17 protein-coding genes are annotated in these 16555 nt (G+C 66.5%); 11 read left to right on the forward strand and 6 right to left on the reverse strand.

The window, feature by feature from the left end:
- Nucleotides 1-15: 15 nt before the first annotated feature.
- A complete protein-coding gene (locus ACSFA7_RS01110) occupies nt 16-567 on the reverse strand; it encodes a phasin family protein (RefSeq protein WP_013540389.1) in 552 nt (183 codons plus the stop codon).
- Between the two features lie 170 nt (nt 568-737).
- Here ACSFA7_RS01110 and ACSFA7_RS01115 point away from each other — a divergent pair, with 170 nt between their 5' ends.
- On the forward strand, nt 738-1673 hold the full coding sequence (locus tag ACSFA7_RS01115) for a histone deacetylase family protein (RefSeq protein ID WP_435497691.1): 936 nt from the start codon (nt 738-740) through the stop codon (nt 1671-1673).
- Complete coding sequence (locus tag ACSFA7_RS01120; protein ID WP_435497692.1) at nt 1670-2116, forward strand: acyl-CoA thioesterase; 447 nt, start codon at nt 1670-1672, stop codon at nt 2114-2116. Before ACSFA7_RS01115 ends, ACSFA7_RS01120 begins: the two co-directional genes overlap by 4 nt.
- 76 nt (nt 2117-2192) lie before the next feature.
- Here ACSFA7_RS01120 and ACSFA7_RS01125 read toward each other — a convergent pair whose 3' ends face one another.
- Both ACSFA7_RS01125 and ACSFA7_RS01130 read right to left on the reverse strand, forming a co-directional pair.
- Nucleotides 2193-2600 carry a hypothetical protein gene (locus ACSFA7_RS01125; RefSeq protein WP_435497693.1) on the reverse strand — a complete coding sequence of 136 codons (408 nt, stop codon included), beginning with the start codon at nt 2598-2600 and terminating at the stop codon, nt 2193-2195.
- 64 nt (nt 2601-2664) lie between these two features.
- Complete coding sequence (locus tag ACSFA7_RS01130; protein WP_176658504.1) at nt 2665-2898, reverse strand: CsbD family protein; 234 nt, start codon at nt 2896-2898, stop codon at nt 2665-2667.
- 181 nt (nt 2899-3079) lie between these two features.
- Here ACSFA7_RS01130 and pncB point away from each other — a divergent pair, with 181 nt between their 5' ends.
- The 8 genes from pncB to ACSFA7_RS01170 all read left to right on the forward strand — a co-directional run bounded on the left by pncB (nt 3080) and on the right by ACSFA7_RS01170 (nt 12149).
- Entirely contained in the window at nt 3080-4291 is a 1212-nt protein-coding gene (gene pncB, locus ACSFA7_RS01135; RefSeq protein ID WP_435497694.1) for a nicotinate phosphoribosyltransferase, read from the forward strand.
- Complete coding sequence (locus ACSFA7_RS01140) at nt 4288-5703, forward strand: sodium:proton antiporter (protein WP_435497695.1); 1416 nt, start codon at nt 4288-4290, stop codon at nt 5701-5703. Before pncB ends, ACSFA7_RS01140 begins: the two co-directional genes overlap by 4 nt.
- A gap of 11 nt (nt 5704-5714) precedes the next feature.
- Complete coding sequence (locus ACSFA7_RS01145; protein ID WP_307508957.1) at nt 5715-6701, forward strand: 2-hydroxyacid dehydrogenase; 987 nt, start codon at nt 5715-5717, stop codon at nt 6699-6701.
- Nucleotides 6702-6729: 28 nt separating this feature from the next.
- Nucleotides 6730-8094, forward strand: coding sequence for a DNA recombination protein RmuC (locus ACSFA7_RS01150; RefSeq protein ID WP_435498870.1), 1365 nt, complete (start codon nt 6730-6732; stop codon nt 8092-8094).
- Nucleotides 8091-9254, forward strand: coding sequence for an MFS transporter (locus ACSFA7_RS01155; RefSeq protein ID WP_435497696.1), 1164 nt, complete (start codon nt 8091-8093; stop codon nt 9252-9254). Before ACSFA7_RS01150 ends, ACSFA7_RS01155 begins: the two co-directional genes overlap by 4 nt.
- A 112-nt stretch (nt 9255-9366) precedes the next feature.
- Entirely contained in the window at nt 9367-10896 is a 1530-nt protein-coding gene (locus ACSFA7_RS01160; protein ID WP_435497697.1) for a DHA2 family efflux MFS transporter permease subunit, read from the forward strand.
- An 83-nt stretch (nt 10897-10979) separates the two neighbouring features.
- Complete coding sequence (locus ACSFA7_RS01165) at nt 10980-11432, forward strand: hypothetical protein (protein WP_435497698.1); 453 nt, start codon at nt 10980-10982, stop codon at nt 11430-11432.
- A 30-nt stretch (nt 11433-11462) separates the two neighbouring features.
- Nucleotides 11463-12149: a TetR/AcrR family transcriptional regulator gene (locus ACSFA7_RS01170; RefSeq protein WP_435497699.1), complete on the forward strand. Its 687-nt coding sequence runs from the start codon at nt 11463-11465 to the stop codon at nt 12147-12149.
- Nucleotides 12150-12162: 13 nt separating this feature from the next.
- Here the strand turns inward: ACSFA7_RS01170 and ACSFA7_RS01175 are convergent, their stop codons facing one another.
- The 3 genes from ACSFA7_RS01175 to earP form a co-directional block, all read right to left on the reverse strand.
- Nucleotides 12163-13026: an LOG family protein gene (locus ACSFA7_RS01175; RefSeq protein WP_435497700.1), complete on the reverse strand. Its 864-nt coding sequence runs from the start codon at nt 13024-13026 to the stop codon at nt 12163-12165.
- Nucleotides 13027-13152: 126 nt separating this feature from the next.
- Nucleotides 13153-13707 (reverse strand): elongation factor P, encoded by a 555-nt coding sequence (efp, locus tag ACSFA7_RS01180; RefSeq protein WP_007830687.1) that lies wholly within the window; start codon nt 13705-13707, stop codon nt 13153-13155.
- 175 nt (nt 13708-13882) lie between these two features.
- Nucleotides 13883-14989, reverse strand: a complete 1107-nt coding sequence (gene earP / locus ACSFA7_RS01185; RefSeq protein WP_435497701.1) for an elongation factor P maturation arginine rhamnosyltransferase EarP — start codon at nt 14987-14989, stop codon at nt 13883-13885.
- Nucleotides 14990-15076: 87 nt separating this feature from the next.
- Here earP and ACSFA7_RS01190 point away from each other — a divergent pair, with 87 nt between their 5' ends.
- Nucleotides 15077-16528 (forward strand): M20/M25/M40 family metallo-hydrolase, encoded by a 1452-nt coding sequence (locus ACSFA7_RS01190; protein ID WP_435497702.1) that lies wholly within the window; start codon nt 15077-15079, stop codon nt 16526-16528.
- The last annotated feature ends 27 nt before the right edge of the window (nt 16529-16555 follow it).

Consider the following 16555-nt stretch of genomic DNA (forward strand, 5'->3'; position numbering starts at 1 on the left):
GGTGGTGGTCAGTGCTTAGCGCTTGCGCGAAGCGGTGGCCGTCTTGGCGGCGGCGACGGCTTGCGTCGACACGGCGTTGAAGTTGGCTTCGGCGACGTCGGAGGCTTGCTTGACAGCCTTCTGGACCGATTCGAATGCGTTGTTGGCAGCAGCCACGGCGCTCTTCAGGACGGCAACGGCGGTTTCCGAACCAGCGGGTGCGTTCTTGGAAGCGCTGTCGACCAGGCCGACGAAGGCTTGCTGGGCTTCAGAGGCCTTGGCTTCGAAAGCCTTGGAGAATTCTGCGCCGGTGCCTTGGGCGATGTCGTACAGGTGACGGCTGTAGGCGGCGGTCTTTTCGGCCAAGGGCTGGAACAGGCTGGCTTGCAGCGTCAGCAGTTCTTGCGCGTCCTTGACGTTCAGTGCAGCTTGGGCGGTGCCGGCGGCTTCGGCCAGGGCAGCCTTCGAGGCGGTCACGTTCAGTTCGACGAGCTTCTCGACGCCTTCGAAAGCCTTGGTGGTCAGGCCGAACAGGGTTTCGAGGTTTGCTTTTTGGGCGGCGAGGATTTGGTCAGCGGTCAGGGCCATTTGGGATCTCCAGAAGGGATGGTGGTCTATTCACGTTGCGCTGCGCCTCGTCGTCTTTGTTGCGGTGCAGCATGGCCTCAAGTATAGGCAGCTGAGTTTTGCGATCAAGGGGTTTTTGCTGCTGTGCAGCAATCTAGAGGTCACTTTCTAAAACGGGCCCGCATCGCAGAATGCGGGGCATGCGCGCCTTCTATTCCGGCCAGTTCGTGTTGCCCCTGCCGCCGGGGCATCGCTTTCCCATGTCGCGCTACGCTTTGCTGCGCGACCGCCTTGAGGAGCACCTGCCCGCCGTCGAGATGGACCAGGCGCCCCGCGCCAGCGACGGCGAACTCGCGCTGGCCCACACCCCGCAGTGGATCGCCGCCATCAGCGACGGCAGCGTGAGCCCGCAGGCGATGCGCGAGATCGGCTTTCCGTGGAGCGAGGCGATGGTCGAGCGCTCACGCCGCTCCACCGGCGCCACCATCGCCGCCTGCCGGGCCGCATTCGCCGGCGGCATCGCGGCGAACATGGCGGGCGGCACGCACCACGCCTATGCCGACAAGGGCGAGGGTTTCTGCGTCTTCAACGACGCAGCCGTGGCGGCCCGGCTGATGCAGGCAGAGCACGGCCGCAGCGGCCGGCAGCTCAAGGTCGCGGTGATCGATCTCGACGTGCATCAGGGCAATGGCACCGCCAGCATCTTTCGCCGCGACCCGAGCGTCTTCACGCTCTCGATGCACGGCCAGAAGAACTTTCCGTTCCGCAAGGAGGCCAGCGACCTGGACGTGGAGTTGCCCGATGGCTGCGGCGATGCCGACTACCTCACCGCCCTGGAGCACGCCCTGGACGAACTCGACCGGCGCTTTTCCCCTGGCCTCGTGATCTACCTTGCCGGCGCCGACCCCTTCGAGCGCGATCGTCTCGGGCGCCTGAAACTCAGTTTCGACGGCCTGGAGGCGCGAGACCGGCGCGTGTTCGACTGGACCTGGCAGCGCCGCATCCCCGTGGCCTTCGCCATGGCCGGCGGCTACGCCAGCGACATCGGGGAGACCGTGCAGGTGCAACTGGGCACCTTCCGGGTGGCCTTCGACTATTGGCGCCGCTGGCAGAATGCCGCGCGATGAGCTCCTCCGCCGCCAAACCCACGCCGAATTCCCGCAGCAGCTACCGCGCGTTCCGCAGCATCCCGACGCGCTGGGCCGACAACGACATGTACGGCCACGTCAACAACGTCGTCTACTACAGCTGGTTCGATACGGCTGTGAATGCCCTTCTCATCGAACGCGGCGCGCTCGATATCCACCAGGGCCGGGCCATCGGCTTCGTGGTCGAGACCCAATGCAACTACTTCGCGCCGATCGCGTTTCCGCAAACGGTGGAGGCCGGCATCCGCGTGGCGCAGGCAGGGCGCTCCAGCGTGCGCTATGAAATCGCGTTGTTCGCCGAGGGCTCCGACACCGCGGCCGCGCAGGGCCACTTCGTTCACGTCTACGTGGACCGCGAGACGCAGCGACCGGTGCCGTTGCCCGAGGCGCTGCAGCGCGTGGTCGACGCGCTGAAAGCCTGAGCCCCAAGAAGAACGGCGCCCGAGGGCGCCGTTGTCTTTTGTCGTACGGCCGATCGACCGATCGGGCCGCAGTGCCTTACATGGCCTTCTTCATGGCCTTGACTTCGGCCTTGCCCTGGGCTTCGTCAGCCTTGGCCTGCTTCACGCAGGCATCCTTGGCCGCACCGTTCTGGTCGTCGCACTTTTCCTTCGCGACTTCGTAGGTGGCCTTCACCTTCTCTTCAGCAACCTTGCGTGCATTGCTGTCGCTCGGCTTGTATTGCTGCTCCAGTTCGGCCTTGGCCACGTCTTCCTTGCCCTTGGCTTCCTTCTGGCAGACGTCCTTGGCGTTGTCCTTCATCGTGTCACATTGGGCCTTGGCGACCTTGTAGTCGGCCTCGATCTTTTCCTTCGCGACCTTGTGTTCGTCACCGGTCATTGCGCTGGCTTGCGTGGCAACGAAGCAGGTGGAAGCGAGGGCGAGCATGAGCAGATGTTTTTTCATTGGAGTTTTCCTTCGAGGTTGTTGAATTCGGTAAGTGCTGCGGGACACGCCCGCAGGCTCTTGATCAGGACTTTTCGAACCAGAGCGAATCGGCCGTGCGGCCGTCGCGCGATTCCCAGTCCTTGACCTGTTTCTCGGCTTCGTCGCGGCTGATGCCGTGGCGTTCCTGGATGCGGCCGAGCAACTGGTCGCGCTTGCCGGCGATGACGTCGAAGTCGTCGTCGGTCAACTTGCCCCATTGCTCCTTGACCTTGCCCTTGAGCTGTTTCCAGTTGCCTTCGATGGTGTCCTTGTTCATTGCGAATCTCCTTGAGAGGTTGATTCGGCGGACCGTGTTGCCGCCGTGAAATCAATGTCTCGTGAGCGATTCGCCCTGCCGGTAGGACGTGCTGTGCAGCCCCCGTAGGCAGAGGCCGACGCTGCCCGTGATAATCGAGCGGACGCCGAAAAGTTTGAGACACCGCGCACCGACGACGACCATGATCATCCACAGCCTGCTCGACACCGACCTCTACAAGTTCACGATGATGCAGGTCGTCCTGCATCACTTCCCGGGCGCCCGGGTCGAGTACCGCTTCAAGTGCCGCAACCCCGGGGTCGACCTGGCGCAGTTCGCGGGCCAGATCCGCGACGAGGTGCGCAGCCTCTGCTCGCTGCAATTCCGCGATGCCGAACTGGCCTACCTGCGGTCCATGCGCTTCATCAAGAGCGATTTCGTCGACTTCCTGGGCCTCTTCCGGCTCAACGAGAAGTACATCAACATCATTCCCCAGCCCTCGGGCGAGCTCGAGATCCGCATCCAGGGGCCGTGGCTGCACACCATCCTGTTCGAGATCCCGGTGCTGGCCATCGTCAACGAGGTCTACTTTCGCAACACGCAGAAGAAGCCCGACATCGAGGAAGGCCGCCGCCGCCTCGAGACCAAGATCGCCCAACTGCAGGACGCGGGCCTCGCCGACCTCAAGATTGCCGACTACGGCACGCGCCGCCGCTTCTCGAAGGACTGGCACGAAGAGGTGCTGCGCACCCTGAACTCGCGCCTCGGCGCCGTCACGCCGCCGTCGATGCAGGCCAAGCCGGGCGCCCGGCTGCCGCAGCTCGCGGGGACCAGCAACGTGCTGTACGCCATGAAGCTGGGCCTCATCCCGCTGGGCACCATGGCGCACGAATACCTGCAGGCCTGCCAGGCGCTCGGCCCGCGGCTGCGCGACAGCCAGATCTTCGGCTTCGAGAGCTGGGCGCGCGAATACCGCGGCGACCTGGGCATCGCGCTGTCCGACGTGTATGGCATGAGTGCGTTCCTGCGCGACTTCGACCTGTACTTCTGCAAGCTCTTCGACGGCGCCCGCCACGACAGCGGCGACCCGTTCCAGTGGGGCGAGCGCATGCTGGCGCACTACGTGGCGAACCGGGTCGATCCGCTCACCAAGACGCTGATCTTCAGCGACGGCCTCACGGTGCCGCGGACCATCGAGCTCTACCAGCAGTTCCGCGGCCGCTGCCAGCTGGCCTTCGGCATCGGCACCAACCTCACCAACGACCTGGGCTACGAGCCGCTGCAGATCGTCATCAAGATGATCAACTGCAACGGCCAGCCGGTGGCCAAGCTGTCGGACACGCCGTCCAAGAACATGTGCGAGGACGAAAAATACCTGGCGTATTTGCGCCAGGTGTTCGAGATCGAGGCATGAGGCGGGTCCCCCGGTTCGGGCTGCTGGCGCTGCTGCTTGCGCCGGCGCTGGCCACGGCCGCGGACTTCGACGGCGCCCAGCTCTCGCCGCTCTGGGGCGTGCCGTTCGCCGGCATCCTGCTGTCGATCGCGCTGCTGCCGCTGCTGGCCCCGTCTTTCTGGCACCACCACTACGGCAAGATTTCTGCGGCCTGGGCGCTGGCCTTCCTGCTGCCCTTTGCCGCAATCTACGGCGCGGGCCTGGCGGGCGTGCAGCTGGTGCATGCGCTGGTGGCCGAGTACATCCCGTTCATCATCCTGCTTACGGCGCTCTTTACCGTGGCGGGCGGCATTCACATCCGCGGCAACCTGCGCGGCGCGCCCGGGCTCAACACGGCGATCCTCGCGATCGGCGCGGTGCTCGCGAGCTTCATGGGGACCACCGGCGCCTCGATGCTGCTGATCCGGCCGCTGATCCGCGCCAACGACGACCGCGTGCACAAGGTGCATGTGATCGTGTTCTTCATCTTCATCGTCTCGAACGCGGGCGGCGCGCTCACGCCGCTGGGCGATCCGCCGCTGTTCCTTGGCTTTCTCAAGGGCGTGGGCTTCTTCTGGACCGCGCAGAACATCCTCGTCGAAACGATCTTCATCCTGGCCGTGCTGCTGGCGCTGTTCTATGCCATCGATCGCCACTACTACCGCAAGGAAGGCGTGCTCCCCGTCGACCCGACGCCGACGACGGCCGAGACGCAGCGCCTGGGCTTCGACGGCGCCGCCAACTTCTGGCTGCTGGGCGGCGTGGTCGCGCTGGTGCTGCTGAGCGGCTTCTGGAAATCGCCGGTCAGCTTCGACGTATTCGGCACCGAGGTGGGCCTGCCGGGGCTCGTGCGCGACGTGGGGCTGCTGTTGATCGCCCTTGTCTCGTACAAGTTCACCTCGCCCAAGGTTCATGCCGACAACCAGTTCGAATGGGAGCCGATGGCCGAGGTGGCGAAGCTGTTCGCGGGCATCTTCCTGACCATCATCCCGGTGATCGCGATGCTCAAGGCCGGCACGCAAGGCCCGTTCGGCGCCATCGTCTCGGCCGTGACGCGCGCCGACGGCCAGCCCGACCCGGCGATGTACTTCTGGGCCACCGGCGTGCTGAGCTCGTTCCTGGACAACGCGCCGACCTACCTCGTGTTCTTCAACACCGCAGGAGGCGACCCGGCGGCGCTCATGACCACCTACGCGAGCACGCTGGCGGCCATCTCGGCCGGCGCCGTCTTCATGGGCGCCAACACCTACATCGGCAACGCGCCCAACCTCATGGTCAAGGCCATCGCCGAGAGCCGCGGCGTGCGCATGCCCAGCTTCTTCGGCTACATGGCGTGGTCCGTGGCTATCCTGGTTCCGCTGTTCGTCCTCTCCACCTTCCTCTTCTTCCGTTGAGTGCACACATCATGAGCAAGCCCAAGATCCTGGTCGCACGCGCGATCTTTCCCGAGACCATCGAACGCCTGTCGCAGCATTTCGAGGTCGAGTCGAACCAGTCCGACGAGAGCTGGAGCAAAGAGCAACTCATTGCCAAGCTCAAGGGCAAGCAGGGCGCCTTCACCACCGGCAGCGAGCGCATCGATGCCGCGGTGCTGGACGCGAACCCCGACCTGAAGATCTGCGCCAACATGGCCGTGGGCTACAACAACTTCGACGTCGATGCGATGGCCGCGCACGGCGTGCTCGGCACCAACGCGCCCGACGTACTGACCGAGACCACGGCCGACTTCGGCTTCGCGCTGCTCATGGCGACCGCGCGCCGCATCACCGAGAGCGAACATTTCCTGCGCGCGGGCAAGTGGGAGAAGTGGAGCTACGACATGTTCGCGGGCTCCGACATCCACGGCGCCACGCTCGGCATCATCGGCATGGGCCGCATCGGGCAGGGCATTGCCAAGCGCGGCGCGCATGGCTTCGGCATGAAGGTGATCTATCACAACCGCTCGCGCCTCGATGCGACGCTCGAAGCCGACTGCAAGGCCAGCTACGTGAGCAAGGAAGAGCTGCTCAAGACGGCCGACCACGTCGTGCTGGTCGTGCCTTACTCGCCCGCTTCGCACCACACCATCGGCGCCGCCGAGATCGCGCTGATGAAGCCGACCGCCACGCTGGTGAACATCGCGCGCGGCGGGATCGTCGACGACGCCGCGCTGGCCGTGGCCCTGCGCGAGAAGCGCATCGCGGCGGCGGGCCTGGACGTGTTCGAGGGTGAGCCCAAGGTCCACCCCGACCTGCTGACCGTGCCCAATGTCGTGCTCACGCCGCACATCGCGAGCGCGACCGTGCCCACGCGCCGAGCGATGGCCGACCTCGCGGCGGACAACCTCATCGCGTACTTCAGCGGCAAGGGGCCGCTTACGCCCGTCACGCCGGTTCCGGCAGCCACCAAGTAAACACCGGACGCAGCGACCCGCCTTGGAACTGACGGAATTGATTCTTCTCGCGCTGGCCGCGCTCGCGGTCGTCCAGCTCGTGCTGGTGATCTGGTTGCTCGCGCGCCGGCAACCCAAGCCCGATCACAGCGAGGTGCTGGGCCTCTTGGCCGCGATGGGCACGGCCAACGAGCGCACCGAGCGCGAGTTGCGCCGCGAGATCGGCGAAAACTCGCGCGGCGCGCGGCAGGAAACCGCGCAGGCCTTCGCCACCTTCCAGCAGTCGCTGGTGCAGCAGGGCGCCGAAGCCACGCGCACGCAGAACGCGCAGCTCGACGCCTTCGCGCTGCAGCTTGCCTCGCTGCAGAAGTCGCTGGCCGACACGCTCAACACCCAGCTGCAGGGCCTGAGCGAATCGAACGCGCGTCGACTGGCCGAGGTGCGCACGACGATGGAAACGCAACTCGCGCAGCTGCAGCAGAGCAACACCGCCAAGCTCGACGAGATGCGCAAGACCGTCGACGAGAAGCTGCAGAGCACGCTCGAGGCGCGGTTGGGCGAGAGCTTCAAGCAGGTGGCCGACCGTCTCGAGCAGGTGCACAAGGGCCTGGGCGAAATGCAGACGCTGGCCGTCGGCGTCGGCAGCCTGCAGCGCGTGCTGACCAACGTGAAGACGCGCGGCGTGTTCGGCGAAGTGCAGCTCGAAGCGTTGCTCGAACAGGTGCTCACCACCGACCAGTACGCCAAGCAGGTCGAGACCAAGCCGCGCAGCGGCCAGCGCGTCGATTTCGCGATCCGCTTTCCGGGCCGCGGCGACGATGGTGCGCCGGTGTGGCTGCCCATCGATGCGAAGTTTCCGCGCGACGACTACGAGCGCCTGATCGATGCGCACGAGCGGGCCGATGCGCCCGCCGCCGAGCTCGCCGCCAAGGCGCTCGAAGCGCGCATCCGGCTGGAGGCCCGCTCGATTGCCGAGAACTACCTCGCCGCGCCGCACACCACCGATTTCGCCATTCTTTTCCTGCCGGTCGAAAGCCTCTACGCCGAGGTGCTGCGCCGCCCCGGCCTGATGGACGCCATCCAGCGCCAGCACCGCGTGACGCTGGCCGGCCCGACCACCTTGCTCGCGATGCTCAACAGCCTGCACATGGGCTTTCGCACGCTCGCGCTGGAGCAGCAGGCCTCCGAGGTGTGGAAGGTGCTGGGCGCGGTCAAGACCGAGTTCGAGCGCTATGGCGAATGGGTCGCGCGCATCAAGGAGCAGGTGGCCAAGGCCTCCGACACGCTCGACAAGGCCGACACGCGCGCCAAGCAGATGCGTCTCGCGCTGCGCAAGGTCGAGGCGCTGCCTGAAGCCCAGTCGCAGGTGCTGCTGCCTCCCACCGCCGACAGCGAGGGCGACGACACCCCGTGAAAGGCTCCGAACTGCTGCGTGTGATCGGCGCCCAGGTCTGCCTGCACGCCACGATGGCCGGCATGCGCCTGGCAACACCGCTGCTGGCGCTGCAGCAGGGCTACAGCGCAGCAGCGGTCGGCGTGCTGATCGCGTTGTTTGCGCTGACCCAGGTGTTCCTGGCGCTGCCGGCGGGGCGATTCGCCGACCGGCACGGCTTCAAGCGGCCGCTCTGGTTTTCGGTGCTCGCGGCCTCGGGCGGTGCGGGGCTGGTGCTGGTCTTTCCGATTTTTCCGGTGATGTGCATCGCGGCGCTGCTGACTGGCGGCGCCACCGGCGCGACCGTCATCGCCTTGCAGCGCCATGTGGGGCGCTCGGCCACCAACGCGACACAGCTCAAGCGGGTGTTCAGCTGGCTGGCCATCGCGCCCGCGGCGGCCAATTTCGTCGGGCCTTTTCTCGCCGGCATGCTGATCGACCACGCCGGCCGCGCGCCCGCGGACATGCTGGCGTTCCGCGTCTGTTTCGCGGTCATGGCCTTCCTGCCGATACTCTGCTGGCTGCTCGCGCGTGGCGCGCACGAGCCGCCGCGTACCGCGCCGACACCCGGCGCCGTGCCGACGCGGGCCTGGGACCTGCTGCGCGAGCCGATGTTCCGCCGCCTGCTGTTCGTGAACTGGCTGCAGTCGTCGAGCTGGGACGTGCACGCCTTCGTGCTGCCGGTGCTGGGCCACGACCGCGGCATCAGCGCCTCGGTGATCGGCTCGATCCTCGGCGCGTTCGCCATCGCCGCGGCCGCCATTCGCGTGGTGCTGCCGCTCATCGCCTCACGCGCTTCCGAGCGCAGCGTGATCCTGAGCTCCACCATCGTCACGGCCGCGATGTTCGCGGTCTACCCGCTGCTCGACTCGGCCTGGACCATGGGCATCTGCTCGGTGATCCTGGGTTTCGCGCTCGGCGCGGTGCAGCCGATGGTGATGAGCATGCTGCACCAGATCACCCCGCACGCGCGGCACGGCGAGGCGCTGGGGCTGCGGCTGATGACCATCAATGCCTCGAGCGTGGCGATGCCGATGCTGTTCGGTTCGCTCGGCGCGCTGATCGGGATCGCGGGTGTGTTCTGGGTCGTGGGCGGGGTGCTGGCGCTGGGCGCGCGGGCGACCTGGGGTTTGAAGCTCTGAGTCGGCTTCGGTTGAAATCCACGCTCCAAATAAGATCAATTCTCATCTGGATTGACTTTTAACTGACTCACGGTCAGTATCGGCGCCTTCTTCAACGACCTTGAAGGCGTCCATGCATTCCCAGAATCCGGCTGCAGCCGATCCGCGTCGCCGCATCGCGCTCGTGGCGGCGGTGTATCTCGGCAGCTTCATCGCCACGCTCGACGTGAGCATCGTCAATGTCGCGCTGCCCACGCTGCAGCGCGCGCTGTCCACCGACCTGGCCGGCCTGCAGTGGGTGATCGACATCTACGCGCTGTGCCTCTCGGCCTTCATCCTGTCGGCGGGGCCGGTCGGCGATCGCTACGGCCGCAAGCGGGCCTGGCTCGCCGGCGTGGTCGTGTTCACGCTGGGCTCGGCGATGTGCGCGATGGCCGGCAACCTCTCCACGCTGCTTGTTGGGCGCGCGGTGCAGGGCGTGGCCGGCGCGCTGATGATTCCCGGCGCGTTGTCGCTGCTGGCGCATGCGTTTCCGGAGCCGGCCAGCCGGGCGCGGGTGATCGGCGGCTGGTCGTCGTTCACGGCGCTGTCGCTGATCCTCGGGCCGATGCTCGGCGGACTGCTGGTGGACCACGCGGGCTGGCAGAGCATCTTCCTCATCAACCTGCCCATCGGCGTGCTGACCGTGGGGCTCGGGCTCTGGGGCATTCGTGAGAGCTCGCATCCCGAGCATGCGGCGCTAGATCCGATGGGGCAGGTGCTCAGTGTGCTGTGGCTTGGCGCACTGACCTACGGGCTGATCGCGGCCGGCGAATACGGCTGGGGTTCCGGCCGTGCCGCGACCGCGCTGGTCGCGGCGACCATCGGCCTTGCGCTGTTCCTGATGGTGGAAGCGCGCGTCGCGCGGCCGCTGCTGCCGCTCGCGCTGTTCCGCGATGCGCGCTTCTCTGCCACCAATTTCGCTTCGTTCGTGCTCGGTTTCTCGTCGTACGCGAGCCTGTTCTTCTTCTCGCTCTTCCTGCAGCAGGTGCAGGGCTGGTCGCCCAGCGACACCGGCTGGCGGCTGGTGCCGCAGTTCGTCGCGACCGGCCTCATCGCCTCGCAGTTCGGCCGTCTCGCGCGGCACTTCGAGGTGCACACGCTGATGGTCGCGGGCTACGCGCTGATCGGCGGCTCGATGCTGCTGCTGACGCTGTTCTCGGCCGATACGCCCTACCTGCTGCTGGCGTTCCTGTTCGTGTTCCTCGGCGCGGGCACGGGCCTGGCGGTGCCGTCCACGAGCATGGCGGTGATGGCCTCCGTGCCCGCGCAGCGCTCGGGCATGGCCTCGGCCACGATGAATGCGCTGCGCCAGGCCGGCATGCTGATCGGCATCGCGCTGCTCGGTACGCTGATGAGCACGCGGGCGACTGCGCTGCTGGCCACCGCGCTCGAGCAGGCCGGGCTGCTCGATGCGCAACAGGCGGCCGTCGCAGCTGTCTCGCGGCATGACCTCGCCGCGCTGGCCTCGCTCGACGCGGACACGGCGCACACCCTGCTGGCCGGCGCGCTCGCCGGCGGGTTTCATGCCGCGATGGCCTGCGCCGGCGTGGCGGGACTCCTCGCGGCGGGGCTGCTCGTGCGCGTCAGGCCGCGCGCCGCCGCGTTGCCGGCGCGCGCCTGAGGCTGCGCAGCACCATGCCCGCCGCATTCGTGCCCGTGCGCCTGCGCGCGCGGCTTCGATCGAAATTTGCCAAGGAGCTTTCCATGATCCGTCACGAACTCAGCCAGTGGCCGCTGGTCATCAGCATTTCATCCGGCCTGCAGACGTTGGAGAGCATGAACGCCTTCACCGAGGACTGGAACCGCTGGCTCGACCGCGGTGAGCCTTTTGCCTCGCTGCGCGTATTCGCCGACGCGGACGCGCTGGTCCATCCCGAAGGCAGCGCCCAGCGCGCCAAGCAGTGGCTGCAGGCGCGGGGCGAGGACATCCGCCGCCACATGATGGGCATGGCGAGCGTGGTGCCTGCCGCGCAATACGAGAAAATCAGCAAGATGAATGTCGAGAAGCTCTTCGGCGTGCCGGCCAGCACCTTCGTCACCACCGACGATGCGCTGACCTGGCTCCGCGAAAGCGTGCTGGCCCCGCGGGGCCTCCGACTCGATGCGGCGGCCGTCCATGCGGCCATCGGCGCCGTGCGCGCCACCCCTGTTTCCTGACTGAACTTTCCGAGTTCCTCGAGATTTGCCATGACACGAAGCGATCCGGCCATCGATCCCACCCCGGCAGGCGAGGCCGAACCGGCCACACCCGCCGCAGTGCGCCGCCGCACGAAGGCGCCCGAAACCCGCGCCGTCGCGCTGATGGACGCCGCCGAGCGCCTCTTCATCGCCAAGGGCATCGCCAGCACCAGCATCGACGACATCGCGGCCGGCGCGCAGGTGGCCAAGGGCACGTTCTACCTGTACTTCCCGTCGAAGGAAGCGATGCTCGGCGCGCTGCAACAGCGCTTCGTCGACACCTTCTGCGAGCGCCTGCAGAACGCCATGGACCGTCATCGCCCCGACAACCATCACGCGCGCCTGAAGGCCTGGGTGGAGACCGGCCTGGAAACCTACCTGGACAACGTCGCGTTGCACGACGTGGTGTTCCACGAATACCGGCCCGAAGACCGGCGCATGCGCAACGACAACGCGGTCATCACGCAACTCGTCGGCTTGCTCAAGCAGGGCGATGCGGCAGGGGTGTGGGAGGTTGAGGACGCGACGCTCACCGCCGTGATCCTCTTCAATGCGCTGCACGGCGTGGCCGACGACGCGGTGGCCATGGGCCCGGCCGGCGACCCGGTGGCCGACCGCCGCCGCCGCGCCCGCGCGCTCACGCGGTTCTTCGAGCAGGCGCTGCACCCGGACGTGGTCGACGACACGGACGCCTGAGCGTCCGCGTGGATCAGAGCTTGTAGAAGCGCTTGATGTAGTCCCACGCGTCTTCGGGCGCGTCGACGTATTCGAAGAGCTTCACGTCGCCGGGCGAAATCACACCTTCATCGACCAGGAAGTCGAAGTCGATCATCCGCTTCCAGTAGTCCGAGCCGAACAGCACGATCGGCACCGGCTTCGACTTCTTCGTCTGCACCAGCGTGATCACCTCGAACAGCTCGTCGAGCGTGCCGAAGCCGCCCGGAAACGCCACCAGCGCCTTCGCACGCATCATGAAATGCATCTTGCGGATCGCGAAGTAGTGGAATTTGAAGCTCAATGCCGGCGTGACGTAGGGGTTGGCTTCTTCCTCCATCGGCAGCGCGATCGCGAGGCCTACCGAGATGCCGCCGCCTTCGTGCGCACCGCGGTTGGCCGCCTGCATGATGCCGGGGCCGCCGCCGGTGCAGACGAAGAGCTTGTCCTGCGGTTCCTTGCCATTGCTGTACTGCGCGACCAGCTTGCCGAAGGTGCGCGCCTTCTCGTAGTAGTGCGAGCTGCGCGCAAGGCGGCGCCAGCGCTCGGCAGCCACCGCGTCGCCGGCGGCATCGGCCTGCGCGATCAGCGCGGCGGCGTCTTCCTCACTGCGAAAGCGAGCGCTGCCGAAGACCACCACGGTGTTCTCGATGCCATGGGCGCGCTGCTCGACGTCGGGCTTCATCAACTCGAGCTGCATGCGGATGCCGCGCGTCTCGCGGCGCAGCAGGAACTCGGGGTCGGCGAAAGCGATGCGCGAGGGATCGGGATCGAGCGGGAGACCTTTTTCGGAATGCGCCTGGAGCGTGGCCCAGGCGTCGGCGAGGCGTTTGTCGTGAAGATCGTGCGTGTTGTTCATGAAGGACTCGGACAGGAAGACCTGAGGGATTGTGCAGCGTTGCAACCGCCGTGCCCAAGAAACGAAAAAGGCCCCTTGCGGAGCCTTTCTTCAGGGAGAGTGGCCGACCCGTAGGGCCGGGAACGCTCAGACGCGCTTGCGGTATTCGCCGGTGCGCGTGTCGATTTCGATCTTGTCGCCTTGCGAGACGAACAGCGGCACGGGCACTTCGAAGCCGGTGGCGATCTTGGCGGGCTTCAGGACCTTGCCCGAGGTGTCGCCCTTGACGGCCGGCTCGGTCCAGGTGATTTCGCGCTCGACGCTGGTGGGCAGTTCGACCGAGATGGCCTTGCCGTCATAGAACACCACTTCGACGGCCATGCCGTCTTCGAGGTAGTTCAGGGCGTCGCCCATGTTCTCGGCTTCGACTTCGTACTGGTTGTAGTCGGCGTCCATGCAGACGTACATCGGGTCGGCGAAGTAGGAGTAGGTGCAGTCCTTCTTCTCGAGCACGATCTGGTCGATCTTGTCGTCGGCCTTGAAGACCACTTCGGTGTTGAAGTTGGCGATCAGGCTTTTCATCTTCATGCGCACGGTGGCGGAGTTGCGGCCGCCGCGGCTGTATTCGGTCTTGAGGACGACCATCGGGTCCTTGCCGTGCATGATGACGTTGCCGGCGCGGATTTCTTGAGCGATTTTCATAACAGGTTCTCTGGATGTTGGCCGCTCGGTGCACGGGGCCTTTCTGTGACATCCGGCGACGTTCGAAACGCGCTTGCCGGTGTGTCTGGCCCCGCGGTACAGGTCCCGCGGCAGGTTTGGCGAAGAGCTTCTCGGGCCCTGAGGGCCCGGGCCGAAATCCGCAAAGCCCGCTATTTTAGCTTTTTTGGGCGATCAGATGCCGCAGTTGAGTGACCAGATCGTCCTGGTCGCGCAGCCTTTGGCGGCCTGCAACCACCGTTTCGCGCCACGGCCCCTGCGTTTCCAAGGGCGGCAGGGGGGGCTCGTCGAACCCGTTCCAGACGTGGTGAAAACGCCGAAGCGAGGGAGGGGCACCGAGCCAGTCGAGCCAAGCGTTCAGCTTGGCGTGGTGGGCGTCGTCGTCCTGCGGATAGATCTGCCAGACCAGCGGGGCACCGGCCCAGAGCGCGCGCACCAGTGAATCCTCGCCCCGCACGAAATTCAGGTCACAGGCCCAGAGCAGATGATCGAAATCGGGCTGCGTCAGATAGGGGAGGTATGAAATCGATAGCGCGCCGTGCCCATGAGGTGAGGGGTTCTCCGGCGAAATGTTCGAAAAATGGGCCTTCACGGCGTTGGCGGCACGGCCTGCCGTCACCAGCAGCCGGGTGGGTTCGGGGCCTTCCGCCAACTGGGTGAGCAGCGGCGCCAGCGCGGGCGGCTCGTAGCAGAACAGGGAGACGAGGCGCTCGTTTTCTTTCCAGGGAATCTGCTGTGCCGCCAACCATTGCACTCGATCGAACCCGGCCCGGCGTTCCGCGAGGCCGGGCTCGCGCAGCAATCCACCGGTGGCGGGCGTGAAGCCTGGATAGAAAAAGCGCTTGGTCAATCCGGCGCCTGGCCCCCTGAACACCGGCGAGGGCAGGCCGTGCAGGCGCTCGACGTACGGCTCGGCCGAGAGGTATTCGAGGTTGATCCAGGACCGGGGCCCGTTGGCGTTCGATGCCGCGGCGAACCGAGCGATCAGTTCCGGCGCGGGCTCGCACCCGAAGGCTTCGATCAGCACGTCCGGCGCAGCCTCGGCCGCGGCCTGGTGCACCGCGGCGGGGTCGAGCCAGTCGATCACCTGCACGCCCTCGCATCCTGCGGGCGCCATCCAGTTCAGCGCCGTCGCATCGTCGATCCACAGTCGCACGCGTTCGCCGAGCGCGGCCAGCTGAGAAGCCAGCCGCCAGCAGACGCCGAGATCGCCGTGGTTGTCGATGACCTTGCAGAAGATGTCCCATTGCATGTGCGTGCCCATGGTCGCGAGTGTGCCTGTCCTGGGAGCCCGTTCGGGGCCCGGCTTGCTATGCTGGCCGCCACAACAACCACCGGAGAGAGAAAGACCATGAGGATGCAGACCCGTTCGCAGTTTTCCCTTCGTTCCACCAAGACCGTGCTCGCCCTGTCGCTGGCCCTGTGCGGCATCGCCGGCATGACCGGTGCGTCGGCCCAGACGAGCACCGCGCCGACGTCGCTCACGCCGCAGCAGCAGCGCTTCCACGACATCTACAAGGAACTGATCGAGATCAACACCACCCACTCGACGGGTGACAACACGCTGGCGGCGCGCGCCATGGAAAAGCGCCTGGTCGAAGCGGGCTTCGCGCCCGGCGACATCCAGATCTTCGAACCCTTCCCGAAGAAGGGCAACCTGGTGCTGCGCTTCAAGGGCAACGGCAGCAAGAAGCCGCTGCTGCTCCTGGCCCACATCGACGTGGTCGAGGCCCGGCGCGAAGACTGGAAGACCGACCCGTTCAAGCTGCAGGAAACCGGCGGCTACTTCACCGCGCGCGGCTCCATCGACGACAAGGCGATGGCCTCGGCGCTGGTGTCGGTGCTGGGGCAGCTCAAGCAGGAGGGCTTCAAGCCCAGCCGCGACATCATCCTGGCGCTCACCGCCGACGAAGAGCGCGGCGATGCGCTGAGCAACGGCGCCTTCTGGCTCATCAGCAACAAGCCCGAGCTGCTGCAGGCCGAGTTCGGCATCAACGAGGGCGGCGGCGGCGAGCTGCGCGGCGGCAAGCCGAACCTGCACCGCATGCAGGTGGCCGAGAAGATGTACACCACCTACATGCTCGAGGCGCGCGACGTGGGCGGCCACAGCTCGGTGCCGACGAAGAACAACCCGATCTACGCACTCTCCGCGGGGCTGGAGCGGGTGGGCAACTACGCCTTCCCGATCAAGCTCGCGGATGTCACCAAGACCTACTTCGCGCGCAGCGCGCCCTTTGCCACCGGTCAGCTGGCCGACGACATGCGCGCCATCGGCAGCGGCACCCCCGATGCCGGCGTGCTCGAACGCATGACGGCCAACCCGGCCTACAACGCGCAGTTGCGGACCACCTGCGTGGCGACGATGGTGCAGGCCGGCCATGCCGAGAACGCGCTGCCGCAATCGGCCAAGGCCACGGTCAACTGCCGCATCCTGCCGCACGACGACCCCGAGGAAGTCGAGCGCCTGCTGACCCAGGCCGTGGGCAACGACAAGATCGTGGTGCGCAACATGGGCAAGCCGCTGCGCAGCCCGGCCTCGCCGCTGAACGGCGACCTCGTGAAGACGGTGGAATCGCTCACCCAGCAGATGTGGCCCGGCGTGCCCGTGGTGCCCGCGATGAGCACCGGCGCCACCGACAGCCGCTTCCTGCGCAATGCCGGCATCCCGATGTACGGCGTGACCGGCATGTTCCTGGAGCCGGCCGATGCGCGTGCGCACGGGCTGGACGAGCGCATCGAGATCCAGCGCCTTTACGACGGCCGCGAGTTCCTTTACCGGCTGGTGTCGGAAGTCGCGAAGTAATCAGGCATAGGGCAGGCGCGGTGCTTG

Source organism: Variovorax trehalosi (genome assembly GCF_051216415.1).
Lineage (GTDB): Bacteria > Pseudomonadota > Gammaproteobacteria > Burkholderiales > Burkholderiaceae_C > Variovorax.

Coding starts and splice junctions, on each gene's coding strand:
- earP (WP_435497701.1), bottom strand. CDS start 14,989: ATGGGCACGCACATGCAATGGGACATCTTCTGCAAGGTCATCGACAAC.
- ACSFA7_RS01130 (WP_176658504.1), bottom strand. CDS start 2,898: ATGAACAAGGACACCATCGAAGGCAACTGGAAACAGCTCAAGGGCAAG.
- ACSFA7_RS01110 (WP_013540389.1), bottom strand. CDS start 567: ATGGCCCTGACCGCTGACCAAATCCTCGCCGCCCAAAAAGCAAACCTC.
- ACSFA7_RS01160 (WP_435497697.1), top strand. CDS start 9,367: ATGCATTCCCAGAATCCGGCTGCAGCCGATCCGCGTCGCCGCATCGCG.
- ACSFA7_RS01145 (WP_307508957.1), top strand. CDS start 5,715: ATGAGCAAGCCCAAGATCCTGGTCGCACGCGCGATCTTTCCCGAGACC.
- ACSFA7_RS01140 (WP_435497695.1), top strand. CDS start 4,288: ATGAGGCGGGTCCCCCGGTTCGGGCTGCTGGCGCTGCTGCTTGCGCCG.
- ACSFA7_RS01125 (WP_435497693.1), bottom strand. CDS start 2,600: ATGAAAAAACATCTGCTCATGCTCGCCCTCGCTTCCACCTGCTTCGTT.
- ACSFA7_RS01165 (WP_435497698.1), top strand. CDS start 10,980: ATGATCCGTCACGAACTCAGCCAGTGGCCGCTGGTCATCAGCATTTCA.
- ACSFA7_RS01175 (WP_435497700.1), bottom strand. CDS start 13,026: ATGAACAACACGCACGATCTTCACGACAAACGCCTCGCCGACGCCTGG.
- efp (WP_007830687.1), bottom strand. CDS start 13,707: ATGAAAATCGCTCAAGAAATCCGCGCCGGCAACGTCATCATGCACGGC.
- ACSFA7_RS01170 (WP_435497699.1), top strand. CDS start 11,463: ATGACACGAAGCGATCCGGCCATCGATCCCACCCCGGCAGGCGAGGCC.
- pncB (WP_435497694.1), top strand. CDS start 3,080: ATGATCATCCACAGCCTGCTCGACACCGACCTCTACAAGTTCACGATG.
- ACSFA7_RS01115 (WP_435497691.1), top strand. CDS start 738: ATGCGGGGCATGCGCGCCTTCTATTCCGGCCAGTTCGTGTTGCCCCTG.
- ACSFA7_RS01190 (WP_435497702.1), top strand. CDS start 15,077: ATGAGGATGCAGACCCGTTCGCAGTTTTCCCTTCGTTCCACCAAGACC.
- ACSFA7_RS01120 (WP_435497692.1), top strand. CDS start 1,670: ATGAGCTCCTCCGCCGCCAAACCCACGCCGAATTCCCGCAGCAGCTAC.